Below are 16,276 nucleotides of genomic sequence, written 5' to 3'. Positions count from 1 at the left end.
TGTCGTTAGGGGCACGTGTTGGACCCGGCGAGAACGTCCGCGAGCATCGAGTTCACGCCAGTGTCCCCGGCGTGGGCAAGGTGCCCCGCACCGTCGCTTCCGGGGATGCCGGTTAGCTGAGGTGTGAGCCCGAAGACCGTCTCCCAGGTACGAAGCAGGGAGTAATGGTTGTACTGGCACGACGAAGTGTGGGGAATGAGCCTCGGGCTCAACGCCACCAGACCGACCTTGCCGCCTCCGCCACTGCCTTGGATACCCGGCTGCCCCGACTCGCCGCAGCACGACGCGTTACCCGAACCCTCGTCGATGGTGATCACGATCATGCCGCCCTTCTTGAAGACGTCCGAGGCTTCGATCTGCGGAACGATTTGTGAAAGGAACGCATTGGCGCTGATCAGCCCGCCCGCTCCGGGGTTACCGTCGGCACCGGGTCCCCTGCAAGGCGAGTCGTGCCCGTCGTTGCAGAGGTTGGGCGTGATGAAGTTGAAAGCTCCGACGTGTCCGGAGGCGAGGTCTGCCGCCAGGCTTGACAAAGGCAGGACGTTCTGCTGGCACGGCGAAGTCGAGCCGAAGAGCGAATGGTCGACAAGGGAGTGGAAGTAAGGGAACGGGTTGTGCCGCGCCGCGTACTGGTCTGTCGACGTAGCCAGCTGGGTTTGGTCGAGACCGCCAACGGTCGGGTCGATTGCAACTCCACCGATCGCGGGTTGGCCACAAGGGTTGGTCTCGCGGGTGGGGGTGTTGCCCATGTCCTGCATGTATCCGCGCCACGAGATCCCCGCCGCGCCGAGTTGATCGGCGAGCGTCTTCACTGACGCCGGATAGACGCATCCCACGTCCTGTGGAGTGAGTGGTTGGTAGAAGCCCTTGCCGTCGACGCTTCCGCCGCCGTCGTGGTAGTAGGGGCAGTCCTGGCTCGTCGACGTGTACTGCGCTTGGCCCGACACCAGAGCTATGTAGTTGTCGAGGCTGGCGTGGCCGGTGGAGAAGTAGTTGGTGAAGAACACCCCTTGCTGGGCGAGCTTGTCGAGCTCGGTTCCGGTGCCCGGGAACGCCGACGATTCTGATTCGTTCTCCAGGAGGATCTGGAAGACGGTGCGTATCGGGCCGCCGGTGTTGCTGGCTCCCGCCCTCGAGCCCAAGGTAGGCAGGAAGACCAGCGCCAAGACGGTCGCGGCTGTCAACGCGAGGATCATCCGCGCGCGGCCGGCCAGGTGTTCAAGCATCAGTCCCTCCAGCGGGCAAAAAAACTGATTCCGGTGCTCATTCGGTTCCCGGAAAGCAGAACATATCAGGACAAATTGCCGGTAAGCCGCGGACAACCGGGTGGTTAACTGCGGGCAAACGTCGAACTTCTGATGATCTTCCCGTGACGGCTGGATGAAATTGGAGTCCAGGCGTTCCCGTTCGCTTCAGCGTCAGGTAGGACGGTGTGGGTCACCGTTTGTTCTCCACGGCCACACCCGCCCCGGGCCTGTCCCCCCGAGGCCTGGGGCGGGGTGGGTCATTCCGTTGGCTTCGGGGCGCGGCGACCATAAGGAAGGATGGGCGGGTGCAGGACGCCAGACGAACCAAGATCGTGGCCACCGTCGGCCCCGCCTCCGACTCCGTTGACCTGCTGAGGGCGATGGCGTCGGAAGGAATGGACGTCGCCCGGGTACCTCTCGCTCACGGCACGCTCGCCGACGCGCTGGCCCGGATCCGACTTATCCGTGAGACGGTTCCCGACATCGGGATCATGCCGGACCTCCCGGGCCCCAAGATCCGAGCGGCCGCGTTTCCTCCCGGAGGCGTTCAGCTCGAGTCAGGGCACGAAGTTGTTCTGGTAACAACCGACGACGGGCAAGGCAGCGATTCGAACCGCATCGGTGTTTGCCACCCGGCAGTCGTGCGAGGACTGAAAGCCGGGGATCGGGTCGCTCTCGGCGATGGGGGAGTCGTCCTTACTGTTGGCCAGGCGACGTCAAACGGCGTGGTGGCTGCCGTCCGCAACGGTGGGCGGCTGCAAGGGCGCCCTGGAGTGACGGTCCCATCTGGAACCGTTGAACTCGAGACACCGACGGCCGAGGATCTCGAGCGGCTCGACGCCGTGGTCGCTCAAGGTGTTGACGCAGTCGCGATTTCTTTCGTGCGATCCGCCGACGACATCGACAAGGTACGTAAGGCTGCGGGGCCCAGCTGTCCGATGCTGATCGCGAAGATCGAGACGCCAGAGGCGGTGGCGAATCTCGACGAGATTGTCGCTGAATCCGACGCAGTCATGGTCGCGAGGGGTGATCTCGGCGTACGGATGGCGCTGGAGGACGTACCCCACATACAGAAGATGATCATCCGAAGCGGGGTGCGCTACGGCCGGCCGGTGATCACAGCCACCCAGATGCTCGAATCGATGATCTCGGCTCCGGTTCCGACCCGCGCGGAGGTTGCCGACGTGGCGAACGCAGTACTGGACGGAACGAGTGCGGTTATGCTCTCCGGCGAAACGGCGATCGGCATTGACCCAGTCGGCGTCGTCGCCACCATGGCCAGGATTACCCGCCGTGCCGAACAGGACTTCGACAGCCTCGGATGGGCTAGTTCGCTAAGCCCTCAACAGATTGCGGGTGACTCGGTCAGCGTCGCCCGCCTGACCGCGGCCACGACGGCGGCGGGCTGGCGGGCAGCAGTGGAGCAGGGCGCCTCCTGCATCATCGCGTGCACCCGGTCTGGAACGACGGCGCGCTCGATTTCCCGTTTCCGTCCGCCGATGCCGATAGTCGCATGCACTCCGTCTAATCGGACCGCACGCCAGCTCAGTCTCTCGTGGGGCGTGCGAACCCTGATTATCGGCGAGGCTTCTAGTACGGATGAGATCGTGTGGTTCGCGGTCCAAGCCGTCGTTGAGGCGGGACACGCCCGGCCGGGAGATGTTGTGGTAGTCCTCGCGGGTTCTCCTCTCGAGCCGGAACCGGCGACAGACACCATGAGACTGGTGCGTATTCACTGACCAGTGTCCTAGGGGAGCAACAAAGGATTTATGGCGTCCGGGCTCTTGGTAGCCAGGCGGTGGGGTCCGAGAGGAACTTTGCCGCGGGTTTCGGAAGGTGCCCCTTGGCTATGTGGTCCAGGGTTATCGGCTCGAGTACTGTACGCAGGCTTGCTCGGGTGGCGATCCAGACGTCCTGGAGGTGGGTCGCCGCTCCTTCATATTTGGTCATCTCTGGGCGCAACCCGCGCACCTCAGCCAGAGGCCCGTCTATGGCCCGCATAACGTCCGCGACAGAGATCTCACGGGCTGGTCTCGCCAGCCTGTAGCCGCCGTCGAGCCCACGCCGGCTGCTGATGAGTCCCGCCCGGCGGAGGTCATTGAGAATCGCCGACAAGAACTTGGTCGGGAGCTCCTGGGCTTCGGCCAGCGACTCCGCGCTGGTCGGCTGGTCGCGGATCGCGAGCTCGAGGAGGGCGCGCATCGCGTAATCAACCTTCGCAGGGATGTGCACCTTGTCATTCTCGCCTACTGCGCAATCTCGAATGTGACAGTCGCCTGTACGGTCACTGCTTCCGACCCGGCTTCTAAAGGCGGTCCCCCTGGCATCGGCGCCGCATGAGCCATCATCGCCCTCGGGCGGGAAAAAACCAACCCCTGGCCCTCAGTGATTGAGAGAACCCGACCGAGGCGGACGCTGGCCGCTTCGGCGATCCGGGCCGCCCGCTGCCTCGCGTCTCCTACGGCAAGTACAGCGGCCTCTGTTCGAGCCGCTTCGGGATCTGACGCCGTCAGGTGGAAGCCACCCAATCGAAGGGCGTCTCCGGCAGCGGAGCTGATCGACTCGATCAGTCCGGGACCCTGGCTGATGTCACGAATACGAATTCGGAACCCGTAGGAAGCTCTGTAATGGTGGATACGCAGGCCACCATGGTCCATCTGAGGGAACACATTCAAGCCGGTTGTGGTCATGTCCGTATCGTCGATCTCATGCTGTCGGACGGCCGACAGAACTGATGTTGATCTGTCCGAGACAATGCTCAGTGCCTCGCCGGCGCTGTCCGCGTCCGCCTCCAGATTCACGTGAAGAACCGCTAGGTCGGGAGAAATCTCGACCGTGCCACGGCCTTCAACCACGATGACGTTCTGCGGAATGTCGTTCTGCGCCACTTCACCGTGAACATAGCGCTTCCCCGACCCCATCGCTGAGGGCATCCGTCGGTCTCACCGGGTGGCAGAGGTTGCGGCCCGCTTAAGTCGGATCGCGAGGTCTTGGTCGAAGCGCGCTCTAGCCGCTCCTCGCAACCCGGTTCGCTGGCGGATAGCTGCTATGGCGTGGGCGATGGTGCCGACCCGTAGAGCCAGATCGAGTACGTCGGTGAGACCTATACCCCATGGCTCGAGGTAGGCGTCCCGAATCCGGGTGTACCAGGGGTCGTCAGCCGTGATCCCGTTCCGTTCCTCCAGGAATCGGAACGTCGCCACAAGTGATGCGAAGGGATGGGAGATCGACGAGTCACCCCAATCAAGAACTCGTAGGCGGTCACCGTTGACGTACACGTTGTTCATGTGCAGATCGTCATGCTGGACCGTGTCGGGGATCGACTGCGATGACAGCTCGCCGCAGAGTTGCTCGAAGCGGGGCGAGAAGGCCCGCAGTCTTTGTCGATCTTGGCTGCTTAAGGGCAGGTCGCGTTTCAATAGCTCGTCGATCCGGGCGGGCAGGCTCTCGACCCGAAGGTCCGGAACGCCGTGCGCAAGGTGATCGGAGATACGGGTCGCCTCGCCTCGCTGAAGTTCGGCGTAAAGGGGAAGGATTTTCAGCCAATACTCGGGCAGATTTCCGAGGTCACCGATCCGAGTGCCGGCGTCAGCGAGCAGCAGCCAGCCACGTGTTTCGTCAACGGCCAGCACCTCGGGGACCCGATCAGGCCACCTGGAGAAAAGGTCAGAGGTCAGCCGGGGCTCGAATGCCTGCAGCTTCCCGCACTCCTTGAACCACGCCACCCCTTCAGCGAGTGGGATTCGCAGCACAGTCGACCATGGGCGCTCGTGAGTCAGTTCGACAGAGCGAGCGGGCCTGACGTATCTCTCCATCCATTCCTGTGCGGGGGAACGGTCCACCAGGGAAGTATGCGACTGACAGCACTCGGTAGGCACAATGTTTTTCGCGACTCAAGCAGCCCGAGCTGTTAGCAGATAGCGTCTCTTGGTGCTGCCGGGTGAAGGGACGTTGACTCCTCGGCGTCGCACGATTCTTTGGTAACAAGGTGGCTGCCGGACGTACAGGAGGATGGAGAAGATGGGACTGAAGGGCTTCTCGCACATCGGCATCTGCGTCCGCGATCTCGACCTGTCGACCCGCTTCTACACCGAAGTGCTTGGCTTCCAGGAACTCTTCACGGTCGACTTCGACGATGAATACGTCGCGACCATGGAACGGTCCGGGAGATTCACGTCGCGAATCCTGCGCCGCGACGACCTGCGCATTGAGTTGCTGCGGTGGGCAGATGGACAAACGATCGGAGACGGTGCTCGCCGGCCGATGAATGCGATCGGTCTTACGCACCTTGCCTTCAGAGTCGACACGATCGACGAGTTAAACGAGATCGCTCGGCGGGCCGGAGGTGACGTCTGGCCGGAAACGCTCAGCACCGTGAAGGGCCTGGGGATCGATCGCGGTTCCGTCGAGAACATCTACCTCACCGATCCTGACGGCGTGAGAATCGAATGCATGACCGGCACCCCGGACTTCGCCTCGATGTGAGGCAGTGTGGAACCACGGTGTTGCTCGGTAAGGCTTCAAAGGCTCTGGGTCAGGCCTCCGTCGATTATGTAGTCGGCTCCTGTGATGTTGCCGCTTCGGTCGCTTGCCAGGAACACGATGAGGTCGGCTACTTCCTGTGCGCTGGTGAACCTGTGGGTGGCTGTGTCGCGGACGGCGTTGTCTTCGTAGACCGAGGGCTTCCCCCCTCGGGAAGTTGACAATGATGCGGCGACGCCCTCGTTACCTAGCCATAGATCTGTCGTGACCGGGCCGGGGCTTACGGTGTTGACACGTATGCCGTGTGGACCGAGTTCCTTTGAGAGTGCTTTGGAGTAGTTGACTAGAGCGGCTTTCGCAGCGCTGTAGTCGATGACGAGAGGGTCCGGGAGGGACGCGTTCACCGATGCGGTGTTTACGATTGTCCCACGGCCCCTTTCGATCAGGTGGGGCACCGCTGCGCGAGAGACACGAACGGCTGCCATGAGTGTGAGGTTGAGCGAGTACAACCATTCTTCGTCGGTCACTGATCCCGATCCCCCAGTCCTGGGCGTCACGGCTCCGGCGTTGTTAATGACAATGTCGATCGGCCCTGCATCGAGCGCGGCTTCGACGAGGTTGCCGGGACCCGTCTCCGAGGCCAGGTCAACCTGAATGTCTATCGCCTGCCCATTTCCGACGAGTTCCTTGAGTTCGGGCGAGGTTTCGCGCGATCCGGCGACGACGTAAACCCCCTCGGCGGCAAGAGTGCGTGCCACTGTTAAGCCGATACCTTTGCTGGCTCCTGTAACTAGGGCTCGTTTTCCGGCCATGCCCATGTCCACTGTGATATCCCTTCAGGCAGCCGCCTGTCTCAGAGTCCCTTGCTGTTGAGCCACTCGAGGATCGCCCCGGCGACGTCCTTCCAGCCACTGTCGATGGTTAGCGAGTGGCCCCGCCCTTCGAACTGCCTAAGTTCGGTCACGGCGGCCGATTCTCTGTACTGCTTGAGCGTGGATCGCGTGACAACGTCAGGGACGGTGTGGTCAGCGGTCCCGGAGATCAACAGGAGCGGGCCTCGTCCCTCGTTAGCGGTATTGACTTTGGCCGGGGAGTGCAGCGAGAAGTTCGCAACCGCGGCCTGGAACAACGGCTTCGCCGGGGACGGGATCGTCCATTTCTCGAACAGCTCACTCGATTCTTCCTCGGAGAGCGCGTTCCCGAAACCGAATCGGAACTCCTTCTCGGTGAGAGACACCGATTTGTGAAGGTTCGCGGGGTTTCCCAACGCTGGCAAGCCGGCTCGTAGTTGGGCCAGTGGCAAGGGAAGGACTCCCTTGATCTGGGCAGGGTCGATCGCTACCGCGGCGGCGCCGTGATCTTCGCCTAAGAGCTTCTCGGCGATAAGGCCTCCAAAGGAGTGGCCTATGACGATCGGTGATTCGTCGAGTGATTCGATGATCCCGGCCATGTGGTCGGTGATCTCGTCGATCCCGATATTGGCGACAAGGTCAGGCTGCTTTCGGGCTTCCACGACGGTTGCCGGTTCGTTGGGCCAGCCTGGGGCGATTGGGTCGTATCCGGAGTCAGCGAAGAGCTCGACCCATGGGGTCCAGCTGGTTGAGTGCAGCCACAATCCGTGGATGAAAACTACGGGCCTGCGATTGACGGCCATGGCGAACCTTTCCCGAGTGGGTGTCCCGGCAAGCCAACACCGGTTTGCAGGTGTCGTCCAATACCTATTCGACACGGATCGATGACCGGTCGGGAATGGTTTCCCGAGACCCAACTAGTATCCGCGCACGCGCTCGTCACCTCCCGGCTCGGGCGCTAGGAGATGGATATGGAGCTTGACCTGCGGCTGGTGCGCTACTTCGTGGCCGTGGCTGATGAGCTGCATTTCGGACGGGCGGCAGCCAGGCTCCACCTGGCTCAGCCGGCTCTCTCAAGGCAGATCCGCAAGCTTGAGGACCAGCTCGGGTACCGGCTCCTGGAGCGGGATTCCCGTCACGTAACCCTGACCGGTCGAGGGGAGAAGTTCCTTGCAGATGCTCGTGAACTGCTCCGCGTGGCGGACCGGATGCGACAGCCAGGGGAGGCCAACCGGGTTCGCGTCGCCCACATATTCGAGTTGTCAACGAGCCGAATGGTCGTCGACGCCTACTGCAAGGCGAGACCCGATGTAGAACTGGTCGAGAGGGCCATGGACAGCATGTCCCAACTGAACGCTCTCCTCTGCGACCGCCTAGATGTCGCGATCCTCCGCGTCACTCCCGAGATGCTGGCTAACCACCCCAAGGGCTGGTCGCATACGCTGTTGCGGCTCGAACCAATGCGACTGGTCGGACGAACGGGCGATGCGTCACGAACCACGAGATCACTGTTCGAAAGACCTGTGGAAGTCTTCGGGGACGATACTGACTCCGGCCTCTACAACGCCCACGGCAACTATCTAACTGCCCTCGAACAAGAAGTGGGCATTCGCATGCAATGGCTGGGCACTCCCGGCGCATTCAGTCATTGCCTCAAAATCGTCCAGAGGTCAACCGCATCGGCGTTCCTGCTTGAGTTCGACAGCTACGCTCGGCTCTACGCCTCGGAGGGCTTACCGGTGTCCGACCCAGCCGAACTACGTCCCCATTACCCGTGGTCGATCGCTTGGCGAGACGGACCGCTCTTCCAAGCAGCCGCCGAGTTCCTCGAAATCGCTCACGAAACCGCAGCAAACAACGAATGGCGAAGCTTCGAAGCCGGCGAGGTACCGCCATGGCTACCGTCCGACGATCCCGTCGCTCAAGAAGTCGGCAACGGCACATTGATGATCCGACGAGGCAAATAGCTCTGAAGTCGCATTGATGAACTTCGCGTTCACGTGACCAAGGACGCCGCGGTTAGAACCGGACGTGCTGGGCCCATGCGGCGGCCAACTCCTCGTCGCCGATCAGTTCGACGGACGCGGGACGGTTGAGGACCCACAGCAGTAAGTCATGGCCGGTTCCTCGCACCGCCAGATCACCTTTGCCGTGTCCCGGTCGGACCTCTGGCGAAGGCCCGATGGTCAAGACTCGCTCGCCGTCCCCGTCAGTCCTATGGAAATGTATGGAACGCCCCGCTCCCCAAGTGGGCGGGCGCCGCTGCCACTGGAATGGCAGGAACACGGTCAGAAACTCCGCGAGCCCGTCGTCTGCTACATCGCCAGGTATTTGCCAGGCCGCGCCTGCTGCAGCCGTCGCGTCCACCGCGTGCACCGCTGTCTCGTGCGCTTGCCGTCGGAACCAGAAGCGGGTGGGTAGCTGGAACCCGAAGGCCCACATCGGTTGGTCGGGGTCGGCCTCGCCCAACGCTCCGGTCAACTCGTGCCGACGCTCGTCCGCCCAGTCTGCTAGCGCAGCATCGGTGAACTCGGGCACCGGGGGGAACGGCTGGCTCTCCACCGCGGCACTTCGGACCATGCCGGTGACCCATTCGTGAACGCAGCCAACATGCGACAGCACCGAACCGACGGTCCAGTTTGGACACCAGGCCACCACCGCGTTCGGACCATCCCGCCCGGCCTTAGTGAGAGCGGAGCCCGCAGAGGCGATTGTCTCTAAGGCAGTTTGGAGATCGACGGAAAGATCAGTGCTCACGATAAGAATCTAGGGCTAGATCAAATGCGACCTGCGAACGTCGCCCAGCCAGTATTTTTCAACCGCCGGACGGGGACACTGTCGAGAAGTCCCGTTGCCAGGTGCTAGACGCCAACGGCGTCGTTGTCCGATACGGCCAACTATGCGGACAGGGATGAATCCAGATATCGCCGAGACATCAACGCAACGATGTCAGCCGGATACCTTTTGGTGGGGTGGGGAGGGTTCCGTGGCTGGGTACACCTCGGTGCGCGCGAGGTCAGGCGAGAGCGAAGCCGATGAACGTTGAGGCGAGCTGCTCGAGGTGTCGCCGGCTGGTGTCGGGGAGGTCTCGCAGGGGACCTTGTCCGGTAAGGACTGCTAGGCCGTGTACGACCGACCAGATGGGGTACTCGATTCCCTCGCGGCGGCGGCGGTCGAGGATGTGTGCTTCGACGAGCTCGTCGAGCACGGTGCGGAGCTGGGTTAGCGGAGTGGGGTGGGCACCGGTGTCGTCGTCGGGGACGCCGTAAGAATGTTGCTGTGGTACCGAAAACGCGGTTGCGAACAGGCCCGGTTCCTGGCGAGCGAACTCGAGATATGCGACCCCGATAGCGTTTAGACGACGAAGCGCCGCGGCGGGGTCGCCGGCGGTCGAGTCAGACCCGAAGTAGTCGATGACATCGCTTTCATCAAACAAATCGTCGAGATGTTCCGGCCTGATGGGCGGTTGTTCGAAGTCGCAGTTATTCACCACACCCAGTGCGGAACCGGCTTCTTGGCGGACAACTCGTTCCGGAACCACTACGCCGACCAAATCGGGGCAGACGAATCTACCCTCCTCGACCGCGCCGTAGTCGATCCCACCGCCACCGTCATCACCGACGTAAACCGCCTCCGACACGCATTTCCCGAAACCTCGCGCATCTCCGTGTCTGGGTATGTCTACGACGTCACAACTGGTTTGCTAGAGACGATCACGCCGACCGAGCGCTAATGAGCGAAGAGCGTCGACAGGCCCTGTGCTCGTAAGGGTGCCGTTGCCCTCGAGCGGCAAATTGAGGGCGCGTCGTGGCCGAAGCCGGGGCCCGATATTGGGCGAGGCAACCGATGTTCAGCGCGAGGCGCGAACGAAGTAGGTGAAAGCGCTCTTGTTTGACGCCCACGCTCGGTCCGGGTCGCGCGAGGTGGGTCGCTTCACTCATCCGCTCCAGCTCGCTCGAGAGTGGGTTCTGTGACTTCCCGGGTCGAACCGAACACGGCGGTGATGGCGGTTGCAGCTGCGAGCAGCACACCGGCGATGGCGTAAGCGTGGTGTGGGTTGGCCCAGGAGATGATCGGCACGGCTATGACCATGCCGATTAGGAAGGCGACTTGATCGAACCCTTCGGCGGCGGCGACGACTCTTCCTCGTATGGCTTCGCTGGAGTGGCGCTGGAGTAGAAGCAGCCATGGGATGAACACGAACCCGCTACCGGCGCCCCCGATCGCTCCGGCCCCGACGATAAGCGGAAAGTCCGGCAGGACGATGATGCTGCCGAGGGAGATGCCCATGGCCGCGATTCCCCACACGACGGCGCGGTGGGCGTTGCTGACGGTTACCAACCGGCCGGCGAGGAGGGCGCCGATCACTGCGCCGGCACCCCAAAGCGCAGTAAGCAGGCCGTAGCCGATGGAGCCGGCGTGGAAGTATCGCGTCAGGGCAGGGTCGATCACCAGAGCAGCGCCGAAGGACCCGTATGCGAGGGCGCTGGCAGCCGCCAGGGGAGCGAGCCGCTTGTTGGTAGCGATAAACCTGTATCCGGCAAAGAGATGCTTCCCAGCGCGCTCTAGAGCTAATGCGTTCGCGTGACCTCCGCCGAAGGAACCGCGCGTGAGGGCTATCAGGATTCCGGAGCCCGCGAAACTCGCGGCGTTGAGACCGTAGACCAGACCGGCGCCGGAAGCGGCCACCAAAGCGCCACCGAGCAGAGGGCCTGCCACGAGGGCGACGTTGAATGCCGCTTCGAGCTGGGCATTCGCCCAGGGCAGATCCCCGACCTCCACCAGGTTCGGAACAGCGGCCGCTGATGCCGCCCGGAATGGTGAGCCGGCAATGGTCGCAGCCAACGCTCCGGTGAGCAGCACGGCGGGATCGTGAGCGAACACCAGGCCTAGGTAGGCGGCGCCGGCGGTGAGCTCAGAGAAGACCATGACTCTGCGGCGGTCGAAGCGGTCCGCAATCCAACCTGAGATGGGACCGAGCAGACCAGCCAGGCTGATGCACCCGAAGAGGGCTGCCGCGACCCATGCTCCGGATCGGGTGATGGCGTATATCTGGTAGATCAGCGCGATCTGGGCCGCCTGGGACCCACTCGAGGACACAACCCGAGCGCTGGCGAGCTGCCGGACGCGGCGGCGCGAACACCCTTGATCAGCCGCCTCAGCGAGCGACACGGTCGAAGCGTAATACTGCCCCTGACTCCGTGTCCTCTGGGTCTCGACGTCCGGCTGGATGTGACCGGCAGCGGTGGGGCCTGGGGCCAACGACGGCCAGGTCACTTCGTCCGTAGATCGGGAGGCGGAGTCATCGGCGACCTCCAGAGGACATGACTGTGCTGTCACGGTCCCGCTAACCCCGCCCGTTCTGGTTGTCCGATTTGCCCCCGATGCGTCGAAGGAGCGCGTCGAACTCGATCGACAACGACGAGTCGTCCTGATCGGCAACCGCTGACGCCAGCTCCAGAACGACCGACTGATCGGCTCCGAACTCGTCGAGATGCTCGAAGGCGAGATCAAGCGCGTGACTTGTCCGGCCTTTATGGATGGCGAGGAGAATCTCGGCGTGTTGTCGCTCGCTACGCGTCGCTCCAGCGGGCCGCTCGGACGAATCGGGGGGCATATTGGTCATACCCCGAGCGTGCCCTGCCGTCCTGATCCGGAACTGACCTCCGACTGAAGCGGCGGGGCGACGCCGCCGGCTCGAAAAGGACACAGACCGCCTCGTTAGGGGTGGCGCTGCGACGGAAGTCGGGCTGGCGTTGGCATAGTCGATCTACCCTTCGGCCGTGGATATCCGCCTTCTGGGCTCCCTCGAGTTGGTCGATGATTCAGGGACGGACATCGCCCTGTCCGGTGCCAAGCTTCGGGGGCTCCTGGCACTGCTTGCATTGCGTCCCGGACAGGTGGTGTCCACCGATCGGCTCGTGGAGGATCTCTGGGGGGAGGATCCACCGTCGGGGGCCGTCAACTCACTGCAGGTGCTGGTGTCGAAGCTGCGGAAGGTTCTGCCCGCTGGCGCGGTGGGGACCAAGTCGCCGGGCTATCTGCTGGACGTGGATGCCGAGACCGTCGACCTCGGGCGGTTCGCGCGGTTGACGGCGAGGGGTCGCGACGCGTTGTTGGCGGGGGATGCCGAGAAGGCATCGAGTCTGTTCAGTGAGGCTCTGGCGTTGTGGCGGGGCGAGGCACTAGCGGAGTTCGTATACGACGAGTTCGCTCTGGCGGAGATCGCGCGCCTGACCGAGGAGCGGCAGTCGGTCCTTGAGGATCGTGTCGACGCCGACCTCGCTTGTGGCCGTCATAGCGAACTCATTGGTGAGTTGGAAGAAGCGGTGAGCGCCGAGCCGCTTCGGGAGCGGCGGAGAGCTCAGCTGATGCTGGCGCTGTACCGGTCAGGCCGTCAGGCCGACGCGCTGCGACAGTTCCAGGACGCCCGCAAGGTCCTGGGCGAAGAGCTCGGACTCGATCCCGGAGCGGAGTTGCGTCGCTTGGAGTCGGCCATGCTGGCCCAAGACCCGAGTCTGGATCCGCCCCCGCGGCCCAGTGTGCAGCTGATGCTTTCGCGCCGTCGCGGAAGCGATCTCCCCGTGCCGCTCACGCCGACGATCGGACGCGATGACGATCTCGTCGACCTCGACCGGGCCGTAAGAGCCAACCGATTGGTGACGGTCGTCGGGCCGGGAGGCGTCGGGAAGACCCGGCTGGCGATCGAAGCGGCGCGGTCGTTGCGGGACGGCTTCGAGCATGGCGTGTGGCTGGTCGAGCTGGCCCGGACCGCGCCCGGCGAGTCAGCGATACCCGCGGTGATCACGACGTTGGGTGTTCCAGATCCGCCGGGCGGGGCGGCGAGTCGTGACGGAGGCGTTAGCCGATTAGCTGAGTTCTTCTCGTCCAAGGACGCACTACTGGTTCTGGACAACTGCGAGCACGTGATCGAATCAGCCGCGACTTTGGCTGAGAAGCTTCTCCGTGAGTGCGATCACTTGAAGATCCTCGCAACCAGCAGGGAGCACCTCGGGGTACCTGGGGAGCATCTTTGGCTGGCCCAACCGCTCGCAACCGACGCCGCGGTCGCTCTTTTTGCCCAAAGAGCAAGCGCGGCCAATCCCGGCTTCGCTTTGACAGATGACATCGAACTCACCGTGGAAGATATCTGCGGACGGGTCGATGGCTTGCCACTCGCCATCGAGCTGGCGGCGGCTCGGGTTCGGGCCTTCCCGGTGACCCAGATAGCAGCGCGCCTCGACGACCGGTTCGCGTTATTGAGTGGAGGAGCCCGGACCGCACTGGCGCGACAGCAGAACCTGCGAGCGGTCGTCGACTGGAGCTACGACCTGCTTTTCGAGGACGAACGACGCCTCTTCGAACGGATGTCGGTTTTCGCCGGAGGCTGCGATGTCGATGCCGCCGTCGGCGTGTGCGCCGATGACCAGCTTCCGGCCTCAGATGTGCCGGACCTGCTGGCCCGGTTGGTGGACAAGTCGGTCCTGGTCGCGGACAGTACTGGGCTGACGGCCCGGTTCTCGATGCTGCAGACATTGGCCGAGTACGGCTCGGAACGCCTCGAGGCCAGCGGTGAAGCCGGAGCAGTGCGCGAAAGGCATCGGGAATGGTTCGCTGGGGTCGCTGGGCGGTCGCTCGAGGCGTACAACGGGAAGGATCATCTCGGCTGGGTCCGGGCGGTAGGGACCGAGATGGACAACCTGCGCAGCGCCCTGGGGTCCGCGGTCGATTCCGACGATGCCGAGTCGGCCCTGCTCATCTCCGGCGGGCTGGGTTGGTATTGGCAGCAAAGCGGATATGTGTCGGAAGGTGTTCGCTGGTTCGACAAGGCCTTCGGATGCGGCGGCACAGCGACAGCGGCCGCACGGTGCTGGGCACTTGGATGGCGGAAGGTCCTATGTCGTCACGCCGGTTTGTCGGATCCCGGCCCCGCGGGCGATGAGCTGGTTGCCGTAGCCGCCGAGTCCGACGATCCAGAATGGGTCGGCTGGATGCAGGTATTGCTGGCCAATCTGGCTCTGAGTCGAGGAGACGTAGGAGGCACGACCGAGTGGTTCGAATCCGCACGCGCCATCTTCGCTGCCCTGGACCGCCCTTCAGGCGATGCGAACGTCGCCTTCCTCGACGCGATCGTGGCGTTGCTCGCCGGTGACCACGAGGCCTCTGAGCAGAACTGGGCCCGGCTCGCAGCGCTAGCGCGGGGCACCGGGTCGATCACAGCAGAGGCCGCGGCCAATGTGGCGCTTAGCAACTTCGCCGAGTCCCGCGGCGACTACCAACGCGCTACCGAACTGCTGCAGGCGTCGATGCGGATGACCGCCGAGATGGGATTTCACGCCCGGGATGTCACATCCGTGGTTCGTCTCGCCAACCTCGCCGGGCTGATGGGTGACTCGGACCGGGCGTCGGCCCTGTTTGACGAGGCGGATCGAGTCGCGGAGGACGACGCGTTCGGCCTTGTAGTGGCCCGGGCTCTGACCGGCTTGACTGTACGGCACCGCCATTCGGGGCGGCTCGAACTCGCGGAGGACGCTGCCGGCAGGGCCTTGGTGCTCTATCGGGCGGCGGGCTTCGATCCAGGCGTAATTGGTTCTCTGTGCGTGTTGGGCTACATCAACGAGATTCAAGGCCATGCGGCCCAGGCTGACAAACTCCACAGGGAGGCTCTCGTTGCGGCGCGGAAACTCGGCGACCCGAGCTGTCACGCGGTGTGCATAGAGGGTCTCGCCGGTCTCGCGCTACTAGAGCAAGACGCCCGCCGTAGTGCGTCATTGCTCGGCGCTGCCTCCCACCTTCGCAGCGTCCCGGGTGTACCTCCAGGCGCTCTGGCCGAGCTGTCGGGCATGCTTCTTATGATCAGCTCCGGAATGCTCGACGATCGTTTCGACGCGGAGCGGATCGAGGCCGAGGCACGCAAGCGGTTGGGAGATCAAGAGTTCGAGGAGGCCTTCGCCGCCGGCGCAGAGGCCGATGTCGAGGCCCTTACGCGAAGCAGCTGACGGTTCGCCGTTGAACCGTCAGCTGCCGGGGTGCTCTCTCTTTTTCCTCAGCCGCAGCAACTTGAGGACCTGACCCGCAGCTGGTGGCTCGCCATTGAGCCGCCAGCCGATGGTGCGGGTGGCGTCCTGTCAGGCTGCCGTGGCTGGACGAACCTGGCTCGGCCTTCGGGCGAGACGGAAGTTGAGCAGGGGGGTCGGGGAAGATCCGGCGGACCGGTGTGAAGCGGAGTGGCAATGAACCTGGCGCGAAAGCGCGTGGCGGGATGCCTGGCGCTGGAGTACGTCGCGGTGGGCTGTGGCGAGCATTTCGGTCAGTGCTGAGTACACGGGATTGGGTCCTTTCGGCTGATCTTGACTTGGCGTGGCGTGGTCAGGGCCGGAAGCTCGGCCCGAGACGGCTGGTAGTGGTCGACCCGGAGGTGGCCGCGGCGGGCCTCAGTGACCCTTCGACGTCCGCCAGGCAGGCGTCGATGAGGGCGATGATCTGATCGACTCGGGAAGTCCTAGTGCTGTTCATTGGGTCACCTCCGATCGTTTGGGCCGTCCATCTCGACCCGCTGCTAAGTATCGAAGCGTCTGCTGATCTGACGCTTATTCGCGGCTGAATTCATCGGTCGGATTCGCTTCAAGCCGTCGATCAGGGCTGAATCAGCCGGCCGATCGACGATGCGGTCCACCACCCACCACCAGGAGGACC

At 63.6% G+C, this 16,276-nt stretch carries 15 protein-coding genes; 5 read left to right on the top strand and 10 right to left on the bottom strand.

Translation table 11 applies throughout. The features are described from left to right. Window positions 1-5 precede the first annotated feature (5 nt). A complete protein-coding gene (locus tag VFZ97_04300; GenBank protein ID HEX6392637.1) occupies window positions 6-1,226 on the bottom strand; it encodes an alkaline phosphatase family protein in 1,221 nt (406 codons plus the stop codon). Between the two features lie 326 nt (window positions 1,227-1,552). Between VFZ97_04300 and pyk the strand changes: the two genes are divergently transcribed. Then, on the top strand, window positions 1,553-2,986 hold the full coding sequence (gene pyk / locus VFZ97_04295; protein ID HEX6392636.1) for a pyruvate kinase: 1,434 nt from the start codon (window positions 1,553-1,555) through the stop codon (window positions 2,984-2,986). Window positions 2,987-3,014: 28 nt separating this feature from the next. Here the strand turns inward: pyk and VFZ97_04290 are convergent, their stop codons facing one another. From VFZ97_04290 to VFZ97_04280, 3 genes are read right to left on the bottom strand one after another with little or no spacing between them, the layout of a single operon-like run. Then, window positions 3,015-3,479: an Rrf2 family transcriptional regulator gene (locus VFZ97_04290; protein HEX6392635.1), complete on the bottom strand. Its 465-nt coding sequence runs from the start codon at window positions 3,477-3,479 to the stop codon at window positions 3,015-3,017. Window positions 3,480-3,493: 14 nt separating this feature from the next. Next, complete coding sequence (locus tag VFZ97_04285) at window positions 3,494-4,135, bottom strand: SIMPL domain-containing protein (GenBank protein HEX6392634.1); 642 nt, start codon at window positions 4,133-4,135, stop codon at window positions 3,494-3,496. A 54-nt stretch (window positions 4,136-4,189) separates the two neighbouring features. After that, window positions 4,190-5,089: a phosphotransferase gene (locus VFZ97_04280; GenBank protein HEX6392633.1), complete on the bottom strand. Its 900-nt coding sequence runs from the start codon at window positions 5,087-5,089 to the stop codon at window positions 4,190-4,192. A 178-nt stretch (window positions 5,090-5,267) separates the two neighbouring features. On the opposite strand from VFZ97_04280, the gene VFZ97_04275 reads away from it, so the two are divergent. Beyond that, window positions 5,268-5,732, top strand: a complete 465-nt coding sequence (locus tag VFZ97_04275; GenBank protein HEX6392632.1) for a VOC family protein — start codon at window positions 5,268-5,270, stop codon at window positions 5,730-5,732. Window positions 5,733-5,767: 35 nt separating this feature from the next. On the opposite strand, the gene VFZ97_04270 is transcribed toward VFZ97_04275, so the two are convergent. Both VFZ97_04270 and VFZ97_04265 read right to left on the bottom strand, forming a co-directional pair. Continuing rightward, window positions 5,768-6,541, bottom strand: coding sequence for an SDR family oxidoreductase (locus tag VFZ97_04270; protein ID HEX6392631.1), 774 nt, complete (start codon window positions 6,539-6,541; stop codon window positions 5,768-5,770). Between the two features lie 41 nt (window positions 6,542-6,582). Then, on the bottom strand, window positions 6,583-7,383 hold the full coding sequence (locus VFZ97_04265) for an alpha/beta hydrolase (GenBank protein HEX6392630.1): 801 nt from the start codon (window positions 7,381-7,383) through the stop codon (window positions 6,583-6,585). A gap of 168 nt (window positions 7,384-7,551) precedes the next feature. Here VFZ97_04265 and VFZ97_04260 point away from each other — a divergent pair, with 168 nt between their 5' ends. Next, the gene (locus tag VFZ97_04260; GenBank protein HEX6392629.1) at window positions 7,552-8,547 is read left to right on the top strand and encodes a LysR family transcriptional regulator; all 996 of its coding nucleotides are present in this window, start codon (window positions 7,552-7,554) and stop codon (window positions 8,545-8,547) included. Window positions 8,548-8,599: 52 nt separating this feature from the next. Here the strand turns inward: VFZ97_04260 and VFZ97_04255 are convergent, their stop codons facing one another. The 4 genes from VFZ97_04255 to VFZ97_04240 all read right to left on the bottom strand — a co-directional run bounded on the left by VFZ97_04255 (window position 8,600) and on the right by VFZ97_04240 (window position 12,206). Beyond that, window positions 8,600-9,337 carry a maleylpyruvate isomerase family mycothiol-dependent enzyme gene (locus VFZ97_04255; protein ID HEX6392628.1) on the bottom strand — a complete coding sequence of 246 codons (738 nt, stop codon included), beginning with the start codon at window positions 9,335-9,337 and terminating at the stop codon, window positions 8,600-8,602. A gap of 259 nt (window positions 9,338-9,596) precedes the next feature. Then, a complete protein-coding gene (locus tag VFZ97_04250; GenBank protein HEX6392627.1) occupies window positions 9,597-10,220 on the bottom strand; it encodes a TetR-like C-terminal domain-containing protein in 624 nt (207 codons plus the stop codon). 293 nt (window positions 10,221-10,513) lie between these two features. Then, window positions 10,514-11,752: an MFS transporter gene (locus VFZ97_04245; protein HEX6392626.1), complete on the bottom strand. Its 1,239-nt coding sequence runs from the start codon at window positions 11,750-11,752 to the stop codon at window positions 10,514-10,516. A 175-nt stretch (window positions 11,753-11,927) separates the two neighbouring features. Next, window positions 11,928-12,206, bottom strand: coding sequence for a hypothetical protein (locus VFZ97_04240; protein ID HEX6392625.1), 279 nt, complete (start codon window positions 12,204-12,206; stop codon window positions 11,928-11,930). A gap of 157 nt (window positions 12,207-12,363) precedes the next feature. Here VFZ97_04240 and VFZ97_04235 point away from each other — a divergent pair, with 157 nt between their 5' ends. Then, window positions 12,364-15,579 carry a BTAD domain-containing putative transcriptional regulator gene (locus VFZ97_04235; GenBank protein HEX6392624.1) on the top strand — a complete coding sequence of 1,072 codons (3,216 nt, stop codon included), beginning with the start codon at window positions 12,364-12,366 and terminating at the stop codon, window positions 15,577-15,579. Window positions 15,580-15,893: 314 nt separating this feature from the next. Further along, window positions 15,894-16,067, top strand: coding sequence for a hypothetical protein (locus tag VFZ97_04230; GenBank protein ID HEX6392623.1), 174 nt, complete (start codon window positions 15,894-15,896; stop codon window positions 16,065-16,067). Window positions 16,068-16,276: the final 209 nt, after the last annotated feature.

The organism is Acidimicrobiales bacterium, from assembly GCA_036378675.1.
Lineage (GTDB): Bacteria > Actinomycetota > Acidimicrobiia > Acidimicrobiales > Palsa-688 > DASUWA01.
Note: the sequence above shows the minus strand (reverse complement) of the source record. Positions and strands in the feature narration are given on the sequence as shown.

Bases quoted from the DNA above. Each gene is read 5' to 3' on its own strand.
- VFZ97_04270 (HEX6392631.1), bottom strand. From the start codon at position 6,541: ATGGCCGGAAAACGAGCCCTAGTTACAGGAGCCAGCAAAGGTATCGGC.
- VFZ97_04240 (HEX6392625.1), bottom strand. From the start codon at position 12,206: ATGACCAATATGCCCCCCGATTCGTCCGAGCGGCCCGCTGGAGCGACG.
- VFZ97_04260 (HEX6392629.1), top strand. From the start codon at position 7,552: ATGGAGCTTGACCTGCGGCTGGTGCGCTACTTCGTGGCCGTGGCTGAT.
- VFZ97_04265 (HEX6392630.1), bottom strand. From the start codon at position 7,383: ATGGCCGTCAATCGCAGGCCCGTAGTTTTCATCCACGGATTGTGGCTG.
- VFZ97_04300 (HEX6392637.1), bottom strand. From the start codon at position 1,226: ATGCTTGAACACCTGGCCGGCCGCGCGCGGATGATCCTCGCGTTGACA.
- VFZ97_04275 (HEX6392632.1), top strand. From the start codon at position 5,268: ATGGGACTGAAGGGCTTCTCGCACATCGGCATCTGCGTCCGCGATCTC.